This window comes from Pseudomonas sp. Pse35 (assembly GCF_024519715.1).
In the GTDB taxonomy this organism is placed as follows: domain Bacteria; phylum Pseudomonadota; class Gammaproteobacteria; order Pseudomonadales; family Pseudomonadaceae; genus Aquipseudomonas; species Aquipseudomonas paracarnis.
This window is the reverse complement of record NZ_JALJRP010000050.1, coordinates 1-22247: the sequence shown is the minus strand read 5'-3', so window position 1 is coordinate 22247 and position 22247 is coordinate 1. Positions and strand designations below refer to the sequence as shown.

16 protein-coding genes are annotated in these 22247 nt (G+C 60.9%); 6 read left to right on the top strand and 10 right to left on the bottom strand.

Annotated elements, in window-relative coordinates:
• Positions 1–14 precede the first annotated feature (14 nt).
• The 8 genes from tolQ to OC445_RS25725 all read right to left on the bottom strand — a co-directional run bounded on the left by tolQ (position 15) and on the right by OC445_RS25725 (position 11933).
• Complete coding sequence (tolQ, locus tag OC445_RS25760; protein WP_054898665.1) at positions 15–707, bottom strand: protein TolQ; 693 nt, start codon at positions 705–707, stop codon at positions 15–17.
• 47 nt (positions 708–754) lie between these two features.
• On the bottom strand, positions 755–2620 hold the full coding sequence (locus OC445_RS25755) for a phytase (RefSeq protein ID WP_198791236.1): 1866 nt from the start codon (positions 2618–2620) through the stop codon (positions 755–757).
• A gap of 170 nt (positions 2621–2790) precedes the next feature.
• Complete coding sequence (locus OC445_RS25750) at positions 2791–5301, bottom strand: TonB-dependent receptor (RefSeq protein WP_198791237.1); 2511 nt, start codon at positions 5299–5301, stop codon at positions 2791–2793.
• 915 nt (positions 5302–6216) lie between these two features.
• Positions 6217–6699: a CS1 type fimbrial major subunit gene (locus OC445_RS25745; RefSeq protein WP_034127990.1), complete on the bottom strand. Its 483-nt coding sequence runs from the start codon at positions 6697–6699 to the stop codon at positions 6217–6219.
• A 5-nt stretch (positions 6700–6704) separates the two neighbouring features.
• Complete coding sequence (locus OC445_RS25740; RefSeq protein WP_103299321.1) at positions 6705–7463, bottom strand: pilus assembly protein; 759 nt, start codon at positions 7461–7463, stop codon at positions 6705–6707.
• 65 nt (positions 7464–7528) lie between these two features.
• Positions 7529–8776 (bottom strand): hypothetical protein, encoded by a 1248-nt coding sequence (locus OC445_RS25735; RefSeq protein ID WP_054897685.1) that lies wholly within the window; start codon positions 8774–8776, stop codon positions 7529–7531.
• A 21-nt stretch (positions 8777–8797) separates the two neighbouring features.
• Positions 8798–11320 (bottom strand): CS1-pili formation C-terminal domain-containing protein, encoded by a 2523-nt coding sequence (locus OC445_RS25730; protein ID WP_054897717.1) that lies wholly within the window; start codon positions 11318–11320, stop codon positions 8798–8800.
• 112 nt (positions 11321–11432) lie between these two features.
• Positions 11433–11933 (bottom strand): CS1 type fimbrial major subunit, encoded by a 501-nt coding sequence (locus OC445_RS25725; protein ID WP_054897684.1) that lies wholly within the window; start codon positions 11931–11933, stop codon positions 11433–11435.
• 462 nt (positions 11934–12395) lie between these two features.
• Here OC445_RS25725 and OC445_RS25720 point away from each other — a divergent pair, with 462 nt between their 5' ends.
• Positions 12396–12905, top strand: coding sequence for a PadR family transcriptional regulator (locus tag OC445_RS25720; RefSeq protein ID WP_034127994.1), 510 nt, complete (start codon positions 12396–12398; stop codon positions 12903–12905).
• Positions 12902–13669 (top strand): siderophore-interacting protein, encoded by a 768-nt coding sequence (locus tag OC445_RS25715; protein ID WP_103299320.1) that lies wholly within the window; start codon positions 12902–12904, stop codon positions 13667–13669. The genes OC445_RS25720 and OC445_RS25715 overlap by 4 nt, the downstream gene beginning before the upstream one ends.
• A gap of 98 nt (positions 13670–13767) precedes the next feature.
• Here OC445_RS25715 and OC445_RS25710 read toward each other — a convergent pair whose 3' ends face one another.
• Together OC445_RS25710 and OC445_RS25705 are read right to left on the bottom strand one after the other, a co-directional pair.
• Positions 13768–14394 (bottom strand): Pr6Pr family membrane protein, encoded by a 627-nt coding sequence (locus OC445_RS25710; RefSeq protein WP_054897682.1) that lies wholly within the window; start codon positions 14392–14394, stop codon positions 13768–13770.
• 4 nt (positions 14395–14398) lie between these two features.
• Complete coding sequence (locus OC445_RS25705) at positions 14399–14632, bottom strand: VF530 family DNA-binding protein (RefSeq protein WP_054897681.1); 234 nt, start codon at positions 14630–14632, stop codon at positions 14399–14401.
• A gap of 169 nt (positions 14633–14801) precedes the next feature.
• Here OC445_RS25705 and OC445_RS25700 point away from each other — a divergent pair, with 169 nt between their 5' ends.
• The 4 genes from OC445_RS25700 to OC445_RS25685 all read left to right on the top strand — a co-directional run bounded on the left by OC445_RS25700 (position 14802) and on the right by OC445_RS25685 (position 22190).
• Positions 14802–16820: a TonB-dependent receptor gene (locus OC445_RS25700; RefSeq protein ID WP_054897680.1), complete on the top strand. Its 2019-nt coding sequence runs from the start codon at positions 14802–14804 to the stop codon at positions 16818–16820.
• A 481-nt stretch (positions 16821–17301) separates the two neighbouring features.
• Entirely contained in the window at positions 17302–19719 is a 2418-nt protein-coding gene (locus tag OC445_RS25695; protein ID WP_054897679.1) for a glucose/quinate/shikimate family membrane-bound PQQ-dependent dehydrogenase, read from the top strand.
• Positions 19720–19885: 166 nt separating this feature from the next.
• Positions 19886–20731, top strand: coding sequence for a 2OG-Fe(II) oxygenase (locus OC445_RS25690; RefSeq protein ID WP_198791272.1), 846 nt, complete (start codon positions 19886–19888; stop codon positions 20729–20731).
• A gap of 34 nt (positions 20732–20765) precedes the next feature.
• Positions 20766–22190, top strand: coding sequence for a pyridoxal phosphate-dependent decarboxylase family protein (locus tag OC445_RS25685; protein ID WP_198791271.1), 1425 nt, complete (start codon positions 20766–20768; stop codon positions 22188–22190).
• Positions 22191–22247: the final 57 nt, after the last annotated feature.

Sequence of the window (22247 nt, the reverse complement as noted above, 5' to 3'; positions counted from 1 at the left end):
GCTTTGCTCCTTGTTCAGGCGGCCACGGCCAGGTTGTTCGAGGTACCGCGCAGTGTGCGGTGCAGGTGCACTTGCAGTTCATTGCCGAAAGCGTAGTAGCGTGTGAGCAGGGTCTGGCTGCGGGCCGCGAAACGGTTATAGGCGATCACTGCCGGAATCGCCGCAAACAGGCCAATGGCCGTAGCAATCAAGGCTTCTGCAATACCGGGTGCCACGGTCGATAGCGTGGCCTGTTGCACCTGCGACAAGCCGAGGAACGAATTCATGATGCCCCACACGGTCCCGAACAGGCCGATATAGGGGCTGACCGACCCCACCGTCGCCAGAAACTGCAAGCCCTTTTCCAGCTCCAGCTCCTGCTCGGTGATCGCTACCTGCAAGGCGCGCTCCACACCCTCGAGCACTGCCGGATCGTGGTGGTGCAGATGTTGGTATTCCTGCATGCCGGCAATGAAGATCGGCGCCACACCGCCCTCGCCCGCCTGCACGGTTTCGCGATACAAAGGTTGCAGGTCCGACACGACGCGAAAGCGCGCCAGGAAGCCGTTGAGCTGCCGTTCCAGACCACGCAGTACACTGCTGCGCTGAATGATCAGGTACCAGCTGAGCAAGGACGCCAGCAGCAAAGTGACCATCACAGCCTTGACCAACAGGCTGGCGTCGCTGATCAAGCTCCAGATCGTCATATGTTCCATCGTCGCGTGCATGGTGAAGCTCCTATTCGATTAAAAACGGATGACTGCGTGATGACAGCTCAGGGTAATTTCAACGCGCGGCTCACCTCGGCCCAGGGCACGAACTTGAAGTTCTGGGCTTGCTCGGGCATGCGCTTGCGCCCGTCCTGCACCACCAGCATGCCCTGGTTCCATGGCCCGCCGAGGTTGACGGCAGTGACCTCCAGGCCATCGGTTTCCGAGGCGCCATCAATGCCGGCGGCCGCATTGAGGCCAACGCGCAAGGCGCCGCGTACAGCGAATGGCGGCTCGGCGTCCAGCACCAGGTAGCTGTCATTGCCTTGGCTGGAGACCACCAGGTAATCCCGCGCGGGGCTTTGATACAGCGCCAGGCCTTCGACATCCGCGTGCAGTTGCGGGCCGACTTTGATCACCGAAGTGAGCGTGGCCGGTTGGTCGGCACGGGCATCCATCGCCCACACGCCGACATCTTCCTCACCGATAAACAAGCGTTGGCGCTGGTCATCGGCCACACAGCCCTCGGGCTGGCTGTCGACCTTGAACTGACGCACCAACTCGCCCTGCACACGGCCAGCCGGTGCACTCAGGCGGTATTGCAGGAAGGTGCCATCCTTGTCATTGGCGAACGCGTAGAGCTCACCGCTGGCAGGCTGGTACAGACAGATGCCGTAGATGTCCTTGAGTGGCGTGGGGACCTCACCGGCTTCAAGCAACTCGCCGCTCTGGCGGTCGATGCTGAACAGGCTCAGGCTATTGCGGTCGCGATTACTCGCCACGGCCAGGTCGACGGTGTGCGTACCGAGTTTGAAGCCAGGGCGTATGTCGACATTGTTCAGGCGCCCCACTGCCAGCTCCTGCAACAGCTTGCCGTCGAGATCGTAGGCCAACAGGCCCTGTTTCTTGTTGGTCCCCAGCACACGACTTTTGGCCGGCGTTTCAGGGTGAACCCAGATGGCCGGGTCATCCGCCGCGTCGCCTTGGCGACCCACGGGTTCGGTCTGGCGCAGTGCGGCGACTTGCGCAAGTATCGGCGCAACCGGCACCGGCGTGGCTTGCCAGTCAAGGCGGCCCTGATAGAGCTGCTCGCTGTCGTCGTCCCGCACCAGCACCTGCCGGCCCTGTATCACCAACTGCTCCGGTTCCTTGAGGCCCGGCAAGGCCAGGCTGGGTTGCTCAACCCAACGTTCCCCGACTTGCTGGAACAGGTGCAATTGCGCGGTTTTCGAGTCCAACGCGAGCATCCCGCCCGGCACCAGTGCCATGGCGCCTGCTTCGCGCTGGGGATCGTCGAACAGCGCCACGGGCGTGCGCGTCACCTCGGCTTCCGGGTGTGCCGGGTAGGCCCACCAGCCGACGTTTTGCTCATTCACCACCAATCGTTCGGTCGCATCGTCCACTTGGCAGTATTGCGCCGATGGCGGCAGTGGCAGGCTGCGAACACGCTGCGCCTGGGCCAACAGCGTCGAATCATTGCCCACCAGCCACTGCTCGCCCTTGCCCTCTTCACCGACCAGAAACACAAACAGGTTGGCCGCCGAATCGCGATAGAGGCACAGGCTATTTACCGCGAAGTCGCGGGTCGGCAGGTACAGCGGCGTACCCCAGGTTTTGCCGGCGCCATCGAGACCGATCAGCAAGGCCTGCTGGCGGTCGTTATCGAGGCTGGCGATCAGCGATTGAGTGCCGGCAGCGCGTGTGTCGAGGCTGCTGAAACGGCCTTTGAAGCGGGCCAGTTCGACGCCTTTATCGTCGAGCAGCAGCAGGCCGTCGCGGGCACTGGCGGCCACGCGCTGGGTGCCGCCGGGCAGGAAGGCCACGGCCTGGGCGTTCAGGCTGGGTGCCCAAGGGGTCAGCGGTAGGTCAGTGGCGAACGCATTGGCGCTGCTAACCAGTACGACCAGCAGGCACAGCTTGGAAATTCTCATGAACAGACAATCCTTCGAAAACAATGGAGATCCCGTTTGGGAGGGCTTGCCCTGATGCCCTGTAGGAGCGAGCTTGCTCGCGAAAAACTCCCAGGCGCCGCATTCATTCAGGCGCCCCGCGTCATCGTTGAAGTTTTTCGCGAGCGAGCTCGCTCCTACAGGGGCCAGGGTTAGAAATGGGTGAAGGTCAGGCCCAACTTGTAGGTGGGGCCGTACTCTTCGTACTGGCCGTTGTAGCTACGGTGGCCGGTGTAGACGAAGTACGACTCGTCGGTGAGGTTCTGTGCCTCGAAGCTGACCTGCAGGTTCTTGGTCAGTGAGTAGCGCGCACTGAAATCAACGAAGGTTTGCGCGTCGACGTGCAGGTCATGGGCCTTGTCATTGATCGACGCCAACTCATACAAATAGGCCGATTTGTAATTGGCCGACAGGCGCAGGCTGAGGGTGTCGTCTTCCCAACCGAGCATCAGGTTGCCGACCGTGTCCGACTGGTTGGGCAGGCTGATGTTGCGCTTGCGATTGCGCCCGCTGGCACTGTCGAAGCCCTCGATGTCCGCGCGGGAACGGCTGAAGGTGCTGTTGGCACCGATCATCAGGCCGTTCCATGGCGCAGGCAGCCAGTCGAACTTCTGTGAGTAGGCCAGTTCCAGGCCATACAGTTTGGCGCTGTCGCCGTTGGCAAAGGTGTGCGCCTCGGCGAAGTTGGCCCAGGCACCGGTACCAGCCACGTCGGTGTTGTAGACGAAGTTCTGGATGTCTTTGTAGAACACGAAGGCCGACACGGTACCGGCACGGCCCATGAAATGCTCGATGCCCAGGTCCAGGTTGCTTGATTCCAGAGGCTTGAGGTCCGGGTTGCCGAACGTGGCCTCGTCATCGTCAATCACAAAACCCGGGGCCAGTTGGCCAAAGGTCGGACGCACCACCGATTTGGTCCAGGCGGCGCGCACTTGGGTGTTCTTGTCAATCTGGTAGCGCGCATGCAGGCCCGGCAGCCAGTGGTGATAACGGCGCTTGGTCTCGGTGGCGCTGAACTGGCCGTCCGTGGCACCGGTGCCCTTGGCTTCGAACTCGGTACCCTCGTAACGCATACCGGCGATGAAGCGCCAGTCGTCAATATCGACGGTGTTCATCAGGTAGCCGGCATTGATGTCTTCGCGGATGGTGAAGTCGTTGACAGTGGATTCGGTCGGGTCATAGAAGTCATCGCGATTGAGGCCGCCGATCAACTGGCGGATATTGCCCGCGCTGATACCTGGGCCAAAGCGGCCGAGGCGGTAGTCGACGTTGCCCTTCTGGAACTGCGTGAGGTTGAGTTGTTCATCGCTCAAGCCCTGTTCATCCAGGTCCTTGTAGACCCAGGCCTCCAGGTCATTGTCCTTGTGGCGCCGGCTGACCTTGCCGCCGAACTTGAACTGGGATGCGTAACCGCTGAGGTCATAGTCGCGGGCCAGGTCCAGGCGCAGGTTCTTCTCGGTGTCCTGGGTGTGCTGTTTTTCCCAGTCGACTTTGTCCAGGCTGAAATTGGCGGGGTCGTAGAAACCGCTACCAACGAGCGGGCGCGGCTTGGCCGTGTCGTAGAAGCCGCTGTCGGCAAAGTCACCGCCGTCGAAGGTCGCACCGGCAATATGCCCCGGGCTGTCTTCACTGGAACGGCTGTAACCGGCCTGGCCGCTCAAGGTCCACAGGCCGAGCATGCGTTCACCGCCCACTACGTAGGACTGGATTTGCTGGGTTTCCTCGCGGTTCTTGAGCTTGCGTTTGCCCTCGGCGTCGCCCAATTCGCCGGGCGCTTGCGGGTCTGCAAACTCGAGGCTGGCAGCGTTGCGGGTTTCGGTGTCCTTGTAGCGACTGTAGAGGGTGCGCAGGTAGTAGCTGCTGAGGTCATCGGGCTTGTAATCGAAGTTAAGGCCACCACCCGCGCGTTCACGGCTGATGTCGTAGTCGCGCTGCTCGAACTCGTTGAGCCGGGCGCCGTTGCTGAAGTCCCAGGCGCCGCCGGTTTCGACGTTGTCCGAGCCGAAATCACGCTTCTGCCAACTGAGGGCCGCGGCCACGCCAAAGTTGTCGATACCGTCGCCGAGGCTGAACCGGTTACTGGCGGCGCCGGAGAATTTGGGGCTGGTCTGGTGCGTGTTCTTGTCGTAACTGGCCTCGGTGCTGCCGGTATAGAACAGGCCCTTGTGGTCGAACGCCGAAAGGCTTTTCACATCGACGGTGCCGCCGAGGGAGTTGGCGTCCATGTCCGGTGTGAGCGTCTTGATCACCGACAGCGACTGCACCAATTCCGAAGGCAGAACATCGAGGGCCACGGCGCGGCGCTCGCTCTCGGGGGATGGCACCAGGGTGCCGTTGATGGTCACGCTGTTGAGGTCCGGGCCCAGGCCGCGCACGCTGACAAAGCGGCCTTCGCCCTGGTCACGTTCAACGCTGATGCCCGGCAAGCGCTGCACCGCCTCGGCAACGTTCTCATCCGGCAACTGGGCGACGCCGTCGGCATGCACCACGCTCTTGATACTGTCGGAAGAGCGCTGCTCCTTGAGGGCGCTGCCGATCGCAGCGGCTTGGCCGACCACATCGACATGCTCGGTGGCCGCTTCGGCGGCGTTGAGCCGCTCGCAGGCTATCGCCAGAGCCAAGGCGGTAAGCGTAAAGCTGACGAGCCCGGTGCGCTTGTACATGAAACCCTCCCCAAGAATCCGTTGGCGCCAGGCAAGGGGCCCGGCAACTGGGAGGGCACGCTAGGGGGCAGGCGTGACGGTTCTGTGACAAGGTTGCGGGCAGAGCCTGTCAAAGCGGGGTTTACAGGCTTCTGGAGGGTACAAATGAGCTGAAATGACCTCGGCCAGATGCGGGAGCAAGCGGGCTTGCCTGCGAAAACGGCAGTTCAATCGACAGAGAAGTCGAATGTGCCGCCCAGGTAACCACGATGCGAAGCGAGCCGCTCTTGATCTGCTCTTGATCTTGATCTTAGGCGCCCCGTCAAACCACGCTGGCCGGAATTCGACAGGGATTTGGGGGGTAAACCGGCAGGGATGCCGGTTTAGCCGCCCCGCGCCATGGATGGCGCGTGGCGGCGGCCCCCCAAATCACTGGCGGATTACGGGCACACCGAGCCTAAGCGAGGTGCCGAGTGGTGGGGCAAGAGCGTTTTGCTTACTTTTGCGCTTTTCAAAAGTGAGCCGCTGTAAAAGCGGAACCCTAAGTGGCCGTTACCGCAGGAATGGATATGTAGACGGATAACAGCTTCAGCTGTCAGGTCGCCTTCGCGAGCAAGCCCCCTCCCACAGGCCCGGCGTCGCACCAAAAAGTTGTGTAGATACCCATGCTTTCATGGACGTGATTAGGGTAAGTCATCTGACTTACAGACTACCCAACCCTGTTATTCGAGCCCCGCTACCCGCACGCAGCTGGACCAGCACCGGCTCACATCGGACGACGAGGCCGGTATTCATCTGGCCTCTCGCAGTACGCTGGTAGCCCGGTTGAGAAGGTTGGAAGCGTTACCTTGAGCAGCAGAACCCCACCGCCAAATGAAACAACGGCAACACCTTCGACCTGAAGTACCAGCAGCTCGATGAAATGGGCCCGAGCGGTCAAGGCGCCAGAAAATCAAACATCAGGTGCACCGTGCCGTAGTAGGACCCGCCCTGGTATCCACCCTGCGGCTCGATCGGAGCAATCTCCAGCTCGACGCGCCGGCCCATGCCCGCCTCGTCAGCGCTGAGTATCTGGGTCGAGTCCAGGGTCAGGGGCACCCGGTTGAACAGCACGCGCAAATCAATACGGTCGCGGCCGCTCAACAGATAGGGCACGTCCCCCAGCCGCGCGGCTACGCCGCCATTGAGGTTTTTCACGTCGAAGTTCTTGCGCAGGCGCCCGAGCCTGGAGGTCGCCAGGTCCCATGCCAGCAGTTGGTCCTGCGCCATCCAGTCGGGTTCGGAGGGCAGCACATAGGCTTCGTGGATCGGAATAGTGACCGACACATCAAAACTCTGGCGTTCCTGAAACGCCTGTACCGGCGCGCCGATGAACAACGTTGCGACCAGCCCCGCCCATACCGTCAGTTGCTTGAACATTGTCATCACCCGTTGCTGTTGACCGTCATCGGTGTTTTGTCGCGGCCTTCGATCATCTGGAAGCGATATTCACGTCCGGGCTTCTTCTCAAGCTGCCATTGGCGCCCCGGCAGAATGTGGTGCTTGGTGGTGGCTTCGCAGTCGGTTTTTTTCGCCGCTGAACAGTCCCGGAACTCATCGAGCACCACCACGCTGTTGCCGGCGTTGCGCAGGGTGTACTGGTCGGCGGTCTCGACGACCTTCGTATCGAAGCGGGTGTCCTTGGGACGCACGAAAAACACCGTGCCGTAACCGGCCATGACGTTGACGCCGGCGGCGAGATCTTTTTTGTACTCGTCGCGCTCGGCGTCGGTCACGGCGAAGTCGTCTTCCTTCTCCGGCACCACCGGGATGAAGCGCACCCGGAAGTAACGCTCCTTGTCGCGCTCGCCCATGTACAGCAAGCGCGTCCCCTGGCGCCCGCCCGCCGGAACGATCAACCGCGCCGGGCTGGCCATCAGGCCGTCGCGGCTGGTGGCGGCGCCCTTCTCATCCGTCAGGGAGGCCACCGGGATTTCCCTGGAAGTACCGTCGGCGTTATAGACAATTTCCAGCACATTGACCTTGATAAAGGCGGTGCTGGTGCCGCCGTTGAATACCCGCTTGAGGTAAGAACTGCGGTCGCCCTCCAGGTAGTCGTACACCACGCCGACATTGATCGCCGGCCCGGCCTGCGCCGCCAACGACATCAGCAACAGCCCAGCCCCTAACACTGCATGTTTCATGTTGATTACGCCTTATTGATTGAACGCGGCCCACCACAGGGAGCCGATATGCGAGCCGGGCTCGCCTAGACTTCCGAATCCCAGATCACCGTGGCCACGCCGGAATAGGTGCTGCCGGGTTTCTTGAGCATGTCGGCCACGTCATCCTTGCCCACCTCGAAATGCAACTTGCCCTCGCGGTTGTTCACGTACTGCAACGGCTGGAACAGTTCGGTGCCGACGCCGTCGAGGCGCAGGGGCAGTTTGTTCACGCCCTGGTCGTGCTGATCACGCAAGCCATAGGGCAGGCTCACGGCGACTTGAAGCGGCACTTCGTCACCGTCGTTGTTGCGCAGGCCACAGGTGTTACCGATCACCAGCCCGCACTCCAGGGTCATCTTGAAACGTGAGCTGGCGGAGATTGCGAAGGTCTGGTCACGCCATAGCCGCGACGGGCGCCGCCCCTGGTTGAGCCAGGCTTGCCAACCGCCCTCGGGTAACAGCTCGATGCGATTGCCGCCCGCCGGCAGGTCAATCTTGAGCACGTGCTCCACCGACAAGATGAAGTTGAAGGTCAGGGTGTTTTCGTCGGGGATCATGGTGGTGCCGAAATCCATATCGCCGCCCGGGCCCATGGTGTAAGTGATGGAACCCTCATAAGTACCAGCGTCCATACCCAGAGGGTTTGGTGTCTTGAGTTCGTAGCCGTACTCAAGCGTGCTGTAGCTCATCCGCCCGATTTCCATACCATTTGTAACGCTGCAGGCTCCGGCGTTCTCTGGAACGATCCAGAAAAAAAGCGCATACGCTTGTCCCGCCGCCATGTAATTGATCGGCAAGCACGGTGCCGGCGCCCCTCGCCAATAAGCGTTCCAGCCCACGCCTGGCGTGGCCCAGCCGGACACACCCGGTGGATAAGAGACATTCCACCGTCCCCCAATACCGGCAATGCGCATCTGTACCGTCTCCGCACGACCGGTGACGGTGTGAGTCACTTGCAGATCGCGAAATGCCGAGGGCACCTTGAAATAGGCGCTCTGGCGCGGATCCTCCGGAAACGCCGGTATCGGCCCATTGGAATAGGCCCGGAACGAACTGTTACGAATACTGAAGGTATTGACCGCCTCGCACCTGGCGGGAACGTGCCAGGGACACAAGCCACTTTGCGGCGTGGTATTGACGAATTTATTGCTAGTTGGGTTGGCCGGATCGGGGCGAAACACCGCCGTGATCTGCTCGACGATAGCCAGTGCCGGCAAGCTGTAGGTAGTGCCCAAAACCAGCGCGAATGCACAGAGCCCCAAGCGTTTTTTCATTGCGGTAATCAAGGTCATGAACTCCCGTTTCAACCGCCGTCAACCGGCGGTTTCGCCCTTGTGGTTAGCTTCGGCCAGCGTGTCCGGCGTGCAGCGCAGATCACCGATCATCAGCACGTCGTTTTCATCCGGCGCAGTGCTCGGGTCCAGGCGGAACTGGCAGAGCAACTGGTTCTGGTAGCGCACCTGCAGGGTCGGCGCGCTGGCGCTCATCTCCATGGAGAAGAACCCGTCCACTTCGCTGACCCCACGGCTGGCGTGATTGATTACGTGATGGCCTTTAAGCGGCGCGCCGCGTTCATCCAGCAGGCGGCCGAGTACGGTGACGGTTTTCATCACGGTGATCTTGCGGTAGTCCACGCCGCCCTTGTTCAGGTGGTAACTGGAGCGTGCGGGCTGGATGTTCGCCGCCGGCGGGTGGTTGCCTTCGAAGTCGAAGCTCACGCTGCTGCTCTTGTAGGCCGAGACCGGAACGTAGTTGCGCCCCGGACGCAGTACCGCGCTGCCGCCGCCCAGGTCGTCGGCGCGCAGGGCGATCTCGTCAAGGTCGGTTTCCACATCGATGATCATCCCCGCGCCGTTGCCCTGGTACTGGCTGCTGAGCAGCATTTTCCCGGCGCCCGCGACGAAGGTGCTGTTGAGGTTCAAGCCACCACTGAAATCGCCATTGAAGGAGCTGCGCTGCACAAAGCCGTCGCCGCTGACCACGTCGGTGCTGAAGTTGGCCATGCCTGACAGGCCGACGCCGTAGGTATCAGTGATCGCCGTGGCCGAGACACTTTGCAGCACATGGTCGGTGAGGTTCTGGCGATACGTGATCGACGCGTTGTTATCGCGGCCGCCATCACGGGCGGTGCGGGTGCCGATGCTGCCGGAAATCTGCCGGCCATCGCTGCCCAGGTTCACGCTCAGGCTCACATCCACGCCACGGTTGCGCTGGTCATTGGTGCCGGCGCTGCCGGGGCGGTCGAACACCGAGAAACGCCAGTTGGCATCACTGCCGAAAAAGCTGTCGTGACGGCTCCAGCCCAGGTCCAGCCCCGCACCTTCGACGTTGCCTTGGCTGTGGGACACTCGCATGTTCAAAGTGTTTTTCGCATCAAGGCGATGGTTGACCGACAACGCCGAATTGCTGGCCTGGCCGACAAAGGTGTTGCGCCGCAGGCGCGTGCCGTCGGGCAGGGTTTCGTAGGTGTCGCGGGTGTCGAGCCAGCTGCGGTTGTGACTGAACACAAGGTTGGTCGCGCCGAAGCTGTAGAGCCCTTGCAGGTCAAGGCCCGTGCCATGTTCACGGGTTTGATAAACATTGGCATAGAGGCTGGTGTTGTCGGCAACGGTCCAGTCCACCGAGCTGCCATATTGCAGTTGCTCACGCACTTGGCGAGCCGACAGCCCAAGAATCACCCGTGGATGCAGCAGGTAATTGAGCGACGCGCCGGCCGTCACCGCACCCGAGGCTTGCTCGTCCCAGTTGCTGAACAGCTTGGTTTCGCGCCCGGCGAACAGGTTGTAGCGCCAGCGGTCGTCGGCGTTGCGCCAGTTACCGGGCTTGTACACCAGCTCCTGGGTAGTGCTGGTGGTGAGGCCGTCTTCCACCAGGCGTACTTCCACTTCATAGATACCGCCGGGCAGTGGCCGGGTGTCCAGGGTTTGCAGGCCGGCGGCCACGGCCTGGGTGTTGATCAACAAGCCGTTGCGATAAATCTCTACCGCTGCCTGACGGTTGGCGGTGACGTAGATCGGGTACACGCTGGGCTTGGGGTTGTTGATCGCCAGGCTGTCGGAACTGCCGTACATGATGCCCAAGGCGGTGTCGGGGCTGGCGCCGAAGCTGCGCAGTTGACGGGTCAGGCCATCGGAATTGGGGGTGAAGTGGCCGAGGCGAAAAAATTGCCCTTCCAGTTCACGCTGGGTATACAGCTCATGAATCGCGTGGCGCATGGGTTGGTCATTACCGCTCTGGCGCGCCAGTTGCAGGTTGAACACCTGGCTCCAGTTGCCCACGCTGGAACTGGCTTGCAAACCATAACGGCCGCCGAGGCTGTCTTGCTGACCGCCATTGAGGTTGAGCTGGTTATTGATGATCAACCCCAGGCTGCCGCCGTCGGGCTGGTCGTAAAAGCGCGGGGCTTCGCTACTCAGTTCAACGTCCTGCGTGAGGATCGACAACTGCGAGCTTTCCAGATTGTAGTAAGCAGAGATCATCTTTTGCGGGCAAGACTGGGTACAGGCGCCCAACGCCACGCCTTTTTCCAGCAGGCCTTGCCAGGTGTCGCGGGTGGCAGCCGGCACCTTGCTATCGCCGGTGTCGGTGAATTCGAGCAGGGTGACGCGGTCATCCCGGGACAGCACGATCAGCGCTTCGCCAAGCAGTTGGTGGTCCAGGTCTACGCGCACCGCCAGGGGTACATCGAAAAAGTGATCGGCAAAGCCTGCGGGCAAGCCTTGGGCCTGAGTGATCAGGCTGCCGGGCGTGGCTGCACCGGAAGCAGCAGGTGCCGCCAGCGCACTCGTACATATCAGCAGCGCAAGCGCAGCCGCGATAGGCGTCATCGGGAACATGAACGGATACTCTGAATGCCAGGAGACCAGAATCAAAAACCAGGCCGGCGAACGGAGGAGGAATTCGCCGACCTGAAAAGTCATGCCCGCGCCAAGCGGGCATTAAGTGGCATCAAGGCGCTACTGGCAGTACCGCGTCGAAGACCACTGGCATCACGGAGGTGTACGAACCGCGCTGAGTCGCCGAAGGCTTGGCTGCGACGATGCGCATCTCCGCACCTACGCCTGGGGTGGAGTCGGCTTCGTTGACCACTTCCTGTGGGGTGCCGGTCAGGGTCACACCATTGAGGGTGGTGGTGAGCGGGATGTTCTGGCTTGGGTCACCGTTGAACAGCACGGCCGGGCCGCCTTCGATGTAGGCGTGAACCGAACCATTGGTGTTCTTGATGTCGTAGATGGCGCTCAACGGCGCCAGCTCACCGCTGACCAGGTTGTAGGTCATGGTTTCATCGCGACCCCAGTTCGGGTCACGCGGCTGGGCGTGGAACACGGTAGTCGGGATGGTGGCCTTCATGTTGACGGTGTGGCTGGCTTCACCGGCAGCAAAAGCTGTTACCGAGGAGGACAGCGCCATAACAGCCAGGGGAACAGCAATCGCGAACTTCTTGAACATGGTCAATACCTGTAGTTATCAACATTGAGTGATTCGTCGCCAAGTAACCGCCTTAACAACGAACGCGCCGCCGTTAGTTGCAACGCCAAACAATGATCAACTCAAAACAACAGTAGGTATGCAGGCAACCTCTCACGCCTGCGTAGCCCTATTAATCAGGGATTGAGAGAAAAACATGGCACTTTGCCAAAACTTTCAAAGTAGCTGTAAGAACAAGACTACAACACAAAAAACAGGGCCAACCAAAAGAACTTTCGCTCAGAAAAATACCACAAACAAGCTGCCGGACATAAACTTAACTGAGTTTAAACTCTAATTAAAGTTATGACTCTAAAATTAATCGTATTCCACGTATTCCAAGGTCCTCTGCCGGAAAAGGCGCCGACGACCGTTGGTCGCCAAGCCCTATCGTCACGTTAAGATATATCTTAAGTTATATCTAAACCTGTCTGGAGAGACTGCATGAGAAACGAACCTCGCGGTGAATTCGAAAAACGTGGCGGTCGCGGTCCTCGCGTCTTCGCACCGGGTGATCTGAAATTACTGCTGCTGGCGCTGATCGCCGAACAACCATGCCACGGCTACGACCTGATCCGCCGCATCGAAAGCCTGTTCGACGGCGCCTACAGCCCCAGCCCCGGCGTGATCTACCCGACCTTGACCTTCCTCGAAGAAAGCGAGCTGATCAGCGGCAATGCCGAAGGCGGGAAAAAGCACTACACAATCACCGACGCCGGTCGTCTCTTTCTAAGTGAGCAGGCCGTTGCTCTGGACGGCGTGCGCATGCGCATCGACGTCAGCAAACGCTCACTGCGCGGCCACGACCGCCCACCTGAAATCCACGAAGCGGTGCATAACCTGCGCCATGCCTTGCATTCGCACAACGGGCACTGGAGCCCGCAGGAAATCGTTCGTGTTGCGGCGCTGCTCAATCGCACCGCCCAAGCCATTGCCGACGGGACAGACCAATGAACACACAAGCTATTCACCGCGTAACCCATGAAATAAAACGCCGCCGCCTGGAAGTGCTGCGGGTGGTGGACATCACCCCGCGCATGCGCCGCATCACACTGGGCGGGCCTGAGCTAGCGGGCTTTGTCAGCCTGGGCAGCGACGATCACATCAAGCTGCTGTTCCCGCAGAACGCCGCCGAGCAAGCGGCGCTGGAAAGCCCGACGTTCGCCATCAAGGGCGACGGCCCGCAACCGGCCATGCGCGACTACACGCCACGACGCTACGACCTGAAAATCGGCGAGCTGGATATCGACTTCGTGCTGCATGGCGATGGCCCTGCGTCTACCTGGGCCGAGCAGGCGCAGGTCGGTCAGCACCTGTATATCGGCGGGCCACGAGGCTCGATGATCGTGCCGGACATTTTCGACAGCTACCTGCTGATCGGCGACGAAACCGCCCTGCCCGCCATCGGTCGACGCCTGGAAGAACTGCCGGCCGGGCGCAAGGTGCTGGCGGTGATTGAAATCGCCGATGCGGCGGAGCAACAAGCGCTGCAAAGCGCGGCGGACGTCGAGATTATTTGGGTGATGCGCGGCCAGGATGACCTGCTCGACGTGGTGCGCAACCTGACGCTGCCTAGCGGGGCGTTGTACAGCTTCGTCGCCACCGAAACCAAGCTGTCGCGCCAGGTACGGCGGGTGCTGCTGGATGCGCACAAGGTCAACGAGGAATACCTCAAGGCCGTGGGTTACTGGCGTGCCGAAGGCAGCGACGAAGAATAAAGGTGGGGCTTGCCTGCGATGCAAGCACCTCGGTTTATCAGGTACACCGAGGTGATGCTATCGCAGGCAAGCCAGCTCCCACCTTAATGGTGCTCACTTTAAATCGAGGGTGATTTGAGGCGCTTGTCCAGGCCAACGATCACCAGCCCAATGACGATAAACCCTGCCAAAATCCCTCCGGCATTCACAAACACTTGTGGATAACCGAGGCTGTCCACATCCATGAACGGGTACTGATACTGCCCGAGCATATGCCCCCGCAGCAGCACATAACCGAAGTACACCAATGGGTAGATCACCCAGCCGGCAATGTGTTTGAGCCGCAACGTACCCTTGGGCACGCACCGCCACCAATACACCACAAACAACAACGGCATGACGTCGTGCAGCAATTCATCGGCGATAAATTGAAAGCCTTGCGGGCTCCACAGATGCCGCAGCAGCAGGTTGTAGGCCAGGCTCACCACCACGATGCTCGCGGCAATCGCGCTACTGATGCGAGGCGCGAGGAAGAACCGCTTGGCGGCTGAGTCGCGCTTGACCAGTGAGTAGCTGAGCACCACGACCACCAGGGTATTGGTCAGAACGGTGAAGAAGCTGAAGAAACTGATCAGGCCGCCCAGCAAGCTCGCGCCACTGGCCCAGCGCGAATAGAGAATCAGGTATTGCTGGATAGCCAACCCCACCCAACCGGCCAAGGCTGCCGTCGCGACAAAGCGCTTCATGCTTTCAATCCAGGGGGCGCTTGGTACGCATCAGCTTGACGTACAAAGCTTCGACCTTTTCCCGCGCCCACGGGGTTTTGCGCAGGAAAGTCAGGCTCGACTTGATGCTCGGGTCACTCTTGAAGCAGCGGATATCAATGCGCTCGGCCAAGCCGCTCCACTCGTAATGTTCCACCAGGGTGGTGAGCACGTGCTGCAGGGTCACACCGTGGAGCGGGTCGTTGCTTGTCGCGGTCATGCCGGGCCTTTTGCAAAAAGAGGAACACAGCCGCGCACCTTAGCCGACGGGGCGAGCAGGTGGAAGCATCGCATTGAATATAGCCCGCCAGGAAAAGTTCCCCTTTTTCACAGAAAAGAGATGTTATATTGTAACTTAAGTTATCAGTCACTTTGCCCAGGAATATCCGATGTCGCTGCCTTCTCTCTGGCGCTTGTCGCCCCTCGCCGCCGCCCTGTTGATTGGCTCCCAGGCCCATGCCCTGGAACTGCCACCCCAAGTAGTCACCGGCAACCCGCTGGGCAGCACACAACTCGCCTCGCCCACCACCGTGCTGGAAGGCGATGACCTGACCCTGCAACAAAAAGGCAGCCTCGGTGAAACCCTGAACAAGCAGCCGGGCGTGTCGTCTTCGTACTTTGGCCCGGGGGCCAGCCGCCCAATCATTCGCGGCCAGGATGGCGACCGCATTCGCATCCTGCGTAACGGCGTGGGGGCGCTGGATGCCTCGTCGCTGTCCTACGACCACGCGGTGCCACTGGACCCGATCAACGTTGACCGCATCGAAATCGTGCGGGGCCCGGCAGCCCTGCTGTACGGCGGCAGCGCCATCGGTGGGGTGGTCAACACCTTCGACAATCGCATCCCCACCGAAGCCATCGAAGGCATCCATGGCGCTGGCGAGTTGCGCTACGGCGGCGCCGACACCACCCGCAGCAGCGCCGGCAAGCTGGAAGCCGGCAACGGCACCTTCGCCTTGCACCTGGATGCCAATGCGCGCGAGTTCAACGACCTTAAAATCCCAGGCTATGCCCGCAGCCGCCACGCGCCGGAAAGCGAAAACGGACCCGGCAAAAACGGGCGCCTGGGTAACAGCAATGGGCGCCAGGACGGTGGCGCGGTGGGCGGTTCCTACACCTGGGACGATGGTTATGCCGGGCTGTCCTACAGTAATTACGACAGTAACTACGGCTCACCCGCCGAGCAGGATGTGCGCATCCGCATGAAACAGGACCACTACGCCTTTGCCTCCGAGATCCGCAACCTGCAAGGGCCGTTTACCTCGGTGAAAATCGACGCCGGGTACACCGACTACGAACACCGCGAAATCGAAGGCGGTGAAACCGGCACCACCTTCAAGAACAAAGGCTATGAAGCGCGGGTGGAAGCTCGTCACCAGCCGATTGGCCCATTCGATGGCGTGGTCGGCGCCCAAGTGACCCGCAACGAGTTCTCGGCCCTGGGCGAAGAAGCCTTCGTGCCGCAGACCGACACCAACGCCGGCGCGCTGTTTATCCTCGAAGAAATGCAAGCCACCGAACGCCTGAAACTCAGCCTCGGCGCACGCCTGGAACACACCAGCGTCGACCCGAACGCCAAAGGCAACGAGCGTTTTGCCAATGCCGACAAGAGCAGTGACTTCACCGCCGGTAGCCTGTCGTCAGGTGCGGTGTACACCCTCACGCCGATCTGGTCCCTGGCTGCCACCCTCGGCTACACCGAACGCGCGCCGACCTTTTACGAGCTGTACGCCAACGGCGCCCACGTTGCCACCGGTACCTACGAGTTGGGCGATGCCAACCTGAAGAAAGAAAAGGCCGTGTCCAGCGACCTGGCCCTGCGCTTTGACAACGGCACCCACAAGGGCAGCTTCGGCGTGTTCTATAGCCACTTCTCCAATTACATCGGCTTGTTGGGCACGGGTCGTACCCTGAACGATGAAGGCGAAGAGGACGCGGGAGGTATTCCCGAGTACGAATATTCTGGTGTGCGCGCACGTTTCGCCGGCTTCGAAGCCCAGGATCACTGGAAGCTCGGCGAAGGCGCCTACGGTAAGTTTGCGCTGGAACTGTCGGGCGACTACACCCGCGCCACCAACCTGGACACCGGCGAAGCCTTGCCGCGCATTGCGCCATTGCGTTTGAACAGCGGCTTGCTGTGGGAACTGGATCGCTGGCAAGCGCGTATCGACGTGGAACATGCCGCAGGCCAAGGGCGTGTGCCGGATAACGAAAGCGGCACCGATGGCTACACCACCCTCGGCGCCAGCGCGGGGTATCGCTTCAATGTGGGCGGCAGCCAGTGGCTGGCGTTCGTCAATGGCGAGAACCTGACCAACCAGACCGTGCGCTATGCCAGCTCGATCCTGCGCGACATCGCACCGGCGCCAGGTAGAAGCGTGCAGTTCGGGGTTCGCACTACCTTCTAATCATCACCGCAAATCCTTTGTGGGAGCGGGCTTGCCCGCGAAAGCGCTGGGTCAGTCAACATCACTGTTTGCTGGACCGACGTCTTCGCAGGCAAACCAGCTCCCACATTTGATCGTTGTCGCGTTGAGCATTGCGTTCGCGTGACTGATCGGTATTGCAGCGACTATCTGTCACTGTTACCAAAACTGAAATGATGCATCTTGCGATTCACCCTTTCTCAAAACGCCCCGCCGCATTATCCTTCGCAACAATCTGAAACGCTTCACCTCCCGGTCGACTCCCTTTGCCGAATTTCTTCCTGCACAAAGACAGCGCTGTCTTGAATCGACCTGCGCCAGGGGATTGATTGCCCGCCTGTGGATAACCAGGTTATCCACAGAAAAAACCAAAAATAACGATGAACCAAGCCCGAGCCGAATCGTCATCTACAGTGAGTGAAGCACGGGGTTACATAATTCCAACGTAACGGAGAAACACACTATGAGCACTGATGGTGCCTCAAGCCCAAGCCGCCTGTTGCCCAGGCTGCTGGGGGTCTTGCTGCTGATCATGGGGCTGGCCTTGCTGGCCGGTGGCGTCAAGCTGAGTATGCTCGGCGGGTCGCTGTACTACCTGCTGGCCGGTATCGGCATTGCCGTGACCGGCGTATTGCTGCTGGCCACTCGCCGCGCCGCGCTGGGCCTGTATGCACTGGTGTTGTTTGCCAGCACCGTGTGGGCCCTGTGGGAAGTGGGCCTGGACTGGTGGCAACTGGTGCCGCGTCTGGCCCTGCTGTTCGCCCTCGGCATCGTCATGCTGCTGCCGTGGTTTCGTCGGCCATTGCTGCGTGGCCAAGCCGCACCGCTGGGCACTGGCGCGCTGAGCGTTGCCGTGGTGCTGGCGGGCGCGACCGCCCTGGCCAGCCAATTCACCAACCCAGGTGAAATGGTCAAGACCGGCCAACTGGACCGCGACGCGGTGCCGGGTATGGCCAGCGCTGCGCCAACCCAGGCCGATGGCGACTGGAACTCCTATGGCCGCTCGGCCTTCGGTGACCGTTACTCGCCACTGGCACAGATCACCCCGGAGAATGCCCATAAGCTGGTGCCGGCGTGGACTTATCGCACTGGCGACATCCCTGGCCCAGGCGATCCCGGTGAAACCACCGCCGAAAATACCCCGCTGAAAGTCAATGGCATGCTCTACGTGTGCACACCGCACAGCCAAGTGATTGCCCTGGACCCGGATACCGGCAAGGAAATCTGGCGTTTCGACCCGAAAATCACCACCCAGGGTGCTGAGAGCTTCAAAGGTTGGGCGCACATGACCTGCCGTGGCGTGTCGTACCACGATGACGCCGCCTACACTTCCGAGCAGAGCCCGACTGGCACTGCCAGCCCGGCCGCCGCTCCGAATGCCTGCCCGAAACGCATCTTCGTGCCGACCGCCGACACCCGCCTGATCGCCCTGAACGCCGACACCGGCAAGATGTGCGAAGACTTCGGTGACAAAGGTCAGGTCGACCTGCGTGCCAACATCGGTAGCTTCGCCCCAGGCGGTTACTACTCCACGTCGCCACCGGCCGTGACCAAGAACCTGGTCGTGATCGGCGGTCACGTGACCGACAACGTTTCCATCGACGAGCCAAGCGGCGTGATCCGCGCGTTCGACGTGCACACCGGCAAGCTGGTGTGGAACTGGGACAGCGGCAACCCGGACGACACCACCCCGTTGGCCGAGGGCAAGACCTACACCCGCAACTCGCCGAACATGTGGTCCATGTTCGCCGTGGATGAAAAACTCGGCATGCTCTACCTGCCGATGGGCAACCAGATGCCCGACCAGTACGGCGGCGACCGTACCGATGAGTCCGAGAAGTACGCCGCGGGCCTGACCGCCCTGGACATTGACACCGGCCACGTGAAGTGGACCTTCCAGTTCACCCACCACGACCTGTGGGACATGGACGTGGGCGGCCAGCCTTCGCTGATCGACATCAAGACCGCTGCGGGCGTGAAGCAAGCGGTGATGGCGTCGACCAAGCAAGGCAGCATCTACGTGCTGGACCGCGCCACTGGCCAGCCAGTGGTGCCCGTCAATGAAATCCCGGTGCCACAGGGCGCAGTGGCGGGCGACCGCACCTCCCCTACCCAACCCAAGTCCGACCTGAACTTCATGCCGCCGCCGTTGAAAGAACGCGACATGTGGGGCGTGACACCGTTCGATCAGATGCTGTGCCGGATCGATTTCAAATCCATGCGCTACGACGGCCCGTTCACCCCGCCGTCCCTGCAAGGTTCGATCGTGTACCCAGGCAACTTCGGCGTGTTCGACTGGGGCGGTATCTCGGTTGACCCGGTGCGCCAGATCGCCTTCGTGAACCCAAGCTACATGGCGTTCAAATCGAAGCTGATCCCGGCTGCCGACATTGCCAAGCAAGGCCCACGCGTCAGCGAAACCGAAGGCGTGCAGCCGAACAAAGGCGCCCCGTATGGTGTGATCCTTGAAGCACTGCTGTCGCCGATGGGCCTGCCGTGCCAGGCACCGGCCTGGGGCTACGTGGCGGCGGTCGACCTGACCACCCACCAGACCATCTGGATGCACAAGAACGGCACCGTGCGTGACAGCTCGCCGGTTCCAATCCCACTGACCATGGGCGTGCCTAGCCTGGGCGGTACGTTCACCACCGCCGGTGGCGTCGCGTTCCTCAGCGGCACCCTGGACCAGTACCTGCGTGCCTATGACGTGAAAAACGGCAAGCAACTGTGGGAAGGCCGCCTGCCTGCAGGCGCGCAAACCACCCCGATGACCTACACCGGCAAGGACGGCAAGCAATACGTGCTGGTCATGGCGGGCGGTCACGGTTCCCTGGGGACCAAGCAGGGTGATTATGTAATGGCGTTCAAACTGCCGGATTAAGTAGCGCTGGCGGTAAAAAAGCGGCGGCCCGAACGGGCAGCCGCTTTTTTTTTGCCTGCTGATAATGCCCCAGCGTTTCCCCTCAACCCTTTAAAACTAATTTAGTGCGCACGCCCTGCGTAATACAAAAGGCGTACGGATAAAACTTTAAAGGGAGCTTCACTGCATGACGGACCATGTCGCTACAAAACCGTTTCTTTCCACCCCCACAAAAATCCTGGAACTTGAACACCTCAATACTGCCAGTTTGAAAAAACTCATCAGTGGCCAAGTGCTTGCCATTCGGGTACCTGAATTTGCCAACGCAACCACCAGCGCACGGTTGATTCAGGCCATCGACGATACCGCCACGCTGGAACACTACGGCCATGAAACCTACGAAGCGGGGCGCGTCGTTCAGCACTTCTATGGTGTGCATCGCTGGGGCACCCCGTTCAACTCCACGTACGGCAAGGCCGCCGGCGGTGACGCCCAACAGAAATATTATGCAGACGCGGCCCGTATGCGCGGCCTTATCGACAGTCTCTGTGCGCCGCAAAAACCGCCCATTCAACAGCTGATGGAACAGTTCCAGGCGCTCTGGCCGCAAGGTGCAACAGCCGCTTCGTTCCAGGGCCGACCGATGTTTTGCGGGATCATCCGCGTCATGTTCCCGGAGACGGCGCACCTCTCGGAAACGGTGCCCCATGTGGATTGCCTGCCCCGCACAATCGCTGAACTGCAGCATCAATTCAGCGCCAATATCTACCTGCAAACACCGCCTTCGGGGGGCGAGTTGATCATCTGGGATACCCAAGCCTTTAGCTATGATGAGGTCAAGCGCTTCGAAGGTGCCCAACTGCCCGAACAGTGTTTACAAAAACCGCTGCGCATCCGCCCACGCAAGAACGAACTGGTGCTCATCAATACCCGCCGCCCCCACGCCATCTGCGGGTTCGATTCGGGAAAACGCGTCAGCATGCAGTCGTTTATCGGCTATACCCCCGGCGAACCGTTTTACTTCTGGTGCTAATACTTTTATTGCTCGTGCACATGGACGTTTATCTATGACCCCCGAAGAATTCCGCCAACATGGCTATGCCATGATCGACCTGATTGCAGACTACCGACAGAACATCGAACAACGCGGCGTGCAGCCCACCACCCGACCTGGCGAGATCAAAGCTGCCCTGCCGGCCAGCCCGCCTGACACCGCCGAACCGTTCGAACAGATCATGGGCGACGTCGAAAAACTGATCATGCCCGGCTTGCTGCATTGGCAGCATCCCAGTTTCTTCGGGTTCTTCCCTTCCAATGTGGAACTGTCCTCAGTGCTGGGCGATTGCCTGAGCACCGGCCTGGGTGTGATTGGGTTGTCCTGGCAATCCAGTCCGGCTCTCACCGAAATAGAGGAAGTCACCACCGACTGGCTGCGCGACATGCTCGGCCTGGGCAACACGTGGAGCGGTGTGATCCAGGACTCTGCGTCCACCTCCACGCTGGTGGCGCTTATCAGCGCCCGGGAACGCAGCTCCGATTACGCGCTGATGCACAACGGCCTGCAAAACAGCAGCGCGCCCCTGATCGTCTACACCTCAGCCCATGCCCACAGCTCGGTCAACAAGGCGGCGATCCTGGCCGGGTTCGGCCAGAACCATATCCGCACCATCGCCACCGACGCACACCATGCAATGTCGCCCCAGGCACTGGCGCACGCCATCGAACAGGACCTGGCCGCCGGTAACACGCCCTGCGTGGTGATTGCCACCACCGGCACCACGGCCGCCATGGCGATCGACCCCCTGGATGCAATTGGCGAACTGACCCAACGTCACGGCCTGTGGCTGCATGTGGACTCGGCCATGGCCGGCGCCGCAATGATCCTGCCAGAATGCCGGGCCTTGTGGGATGGCATCGAAAAGGCTGACTCCCTAGTGCTCAACCCGCACAAATGGCTGGGCGCGGCCTTCGACTGCTCGGTGTACTTCGTGCGCGACCCCGAGCATTTGATTCGCATCATGACCACCAACCCGAGTTACCTGCAGTCCAGCGCAGACGGCCAAGTGCGAAACTACCGTGACTGGCGGATCTCCCTGGGCAGCCGTTTCCGCGCCTTGAAGTTGTGGTTCCTGATACGCGAGCAAGGCGTCAGCGGCCTGCAAGCGCGGTTGCGGCGAGACCTGGCCAATGCGCGCTGGCTGGCAGAGCAGATCGAAGCCACTGAGCACTGGACACTGGTGGCCACGCCCGCCTTGCAAACCCTGTGCATTCGCCATGAACCGCCGGGTTTGGAAGGCCAGGCACTGGACCATCACACGCGAGCCTGGGCAGAAAAACTCAACCAGTCAGGCGATGCCTACGTCACCCCCGCCATCCTCGATGAGCGCTGGATGGTGAGGGTGTCCATCGGCGCGCTGGGCACCGAACGCCAGCATGTCCAGAGGTTGTGGGTGCGATTGCAAACCCTGGTCGCGGAAACGCGGCCGAAGTAGCCCCCCCTGTGGCGAGGGAGCTTGCTCCCGCTGGGCTGCGCAGCGGCCCCAAAATCC

Excerpts from the sequence above, each read along its gene's own strand:
- tolQ (WP_054898665.1), bottom strand. The coding sequence starts at position 707 with ATGCACGCGACGATGGAACATATGACGATCTGGAGCTTGATCAGCGAC.
- OC445_RS25755 (WP_198791236.1), bottom strand. The coding sequence starts at position 2,620 with ATGAGAATTTCCAAGCTGTGCCTGCTGGTCGTACTGGTTAGCAGCGCC.
- OC445_RS25750 (WP_198791237.1), bottom strand. The coding sequence starts at position 5,301 with ATGTACAAGCGCACCGGGCTCGTCAGCTTTACGCTTACCGCCTTGGCT.
- OC445_RS25745 (WP_034127990.1), bottom strand. The coding sequence starts at position 6,699 with ATGTTCAAGCAACTGACGGTATGGGCGGGGCTGGTCGCAACGTTGTTC.
- OC445_RS25740 (WP_103299321.1), bottom strand. The coding sequence starts at position 7,463 with ATGAAACATGCAGTGTTAGGGGCTGGGCTGTTGCTGATGTCGTTGGCG.
- OC445_RS25735 (WP_054897685.1), bottom strand. The coding sequence starts at position 8,776 with ATGACCTTGATTACCGCAATGAAAAAACGCTTGGGGCTCTGTGCATTC.
- OC445_RS25730 (WP_054897717.1), bottom strand. The coding sequence starts at position 11,320 with ATGTTCCCGATGACGCCTATCGCGGCTGCGCTTGCGCTGCTGATATGT.
- OC445_RS25725 (WP_054897684.1), bottom strand. The coding sequence starts at position 11,933 with ATGTTCAAGAAGTTCGCGATTGCTGTTCCCCTGGCTGTTATGGCGCTG.
- OC445_RS25720 (WP_034127994.1), top strand. The coding sequence starts at position 12,396 with ATGAGAAACGAACCTCGCGGTGAATTCGAAAAACGTGGCGGTCGCGGT.
- OC445_RS25715 (WP_103299320.1), top strand. The coding sequence starts at position 12,902 with ATGAACACACAAGCTATTCACCGCGTAACCCATGAAATAAAACGCCGC.
- OC445_RS25710 (WP_054897682.1), bottom strand. The coding sequence starts at position 14,394 with ATGAAGCGCTTTGTCGCGACGGCAGCCTTGGCCGGTTGGGTGGGGTTG.
- OC445_RS25705 (WP_054897681.1), bottom strand. The coding sequence starts at position 14,632 with ATGACCGCGACAAGCAACGACCCGCTCCACGGTGTGACCCTGCAGCAC.
- OC445_RS25700 (WP_054897680.1), top strand. The coding sequence starts at position 14,802 with ATGTCGCTGCCTTCTCTCTGGCGCTTGTCGCCCCTCGCCGCCGCCCTG.
- OC445_RS25695 (WP_054897679.1), top strand. The coding sequence starts at position 17,302 with ATGAGCACTGATGGTGCCTCAAGCCCAAGCCGCCTGTTGCCCAGGCTG.
- OC445_RS25690 (WP_198791272.1), top strand. The coding sequence starts at position 19,886 with ATGACGGACCATGTCGCTACAAAACCGTTTCTTTCCACCCCCACAAAA.
- OC445_RS25685 (WP_198791271.1), top strand. The coding sequence starts at position 20,766 with ATGACCCCCGAAGAATTCCGCCAACATGGCTATGCCATGATCGACCTG.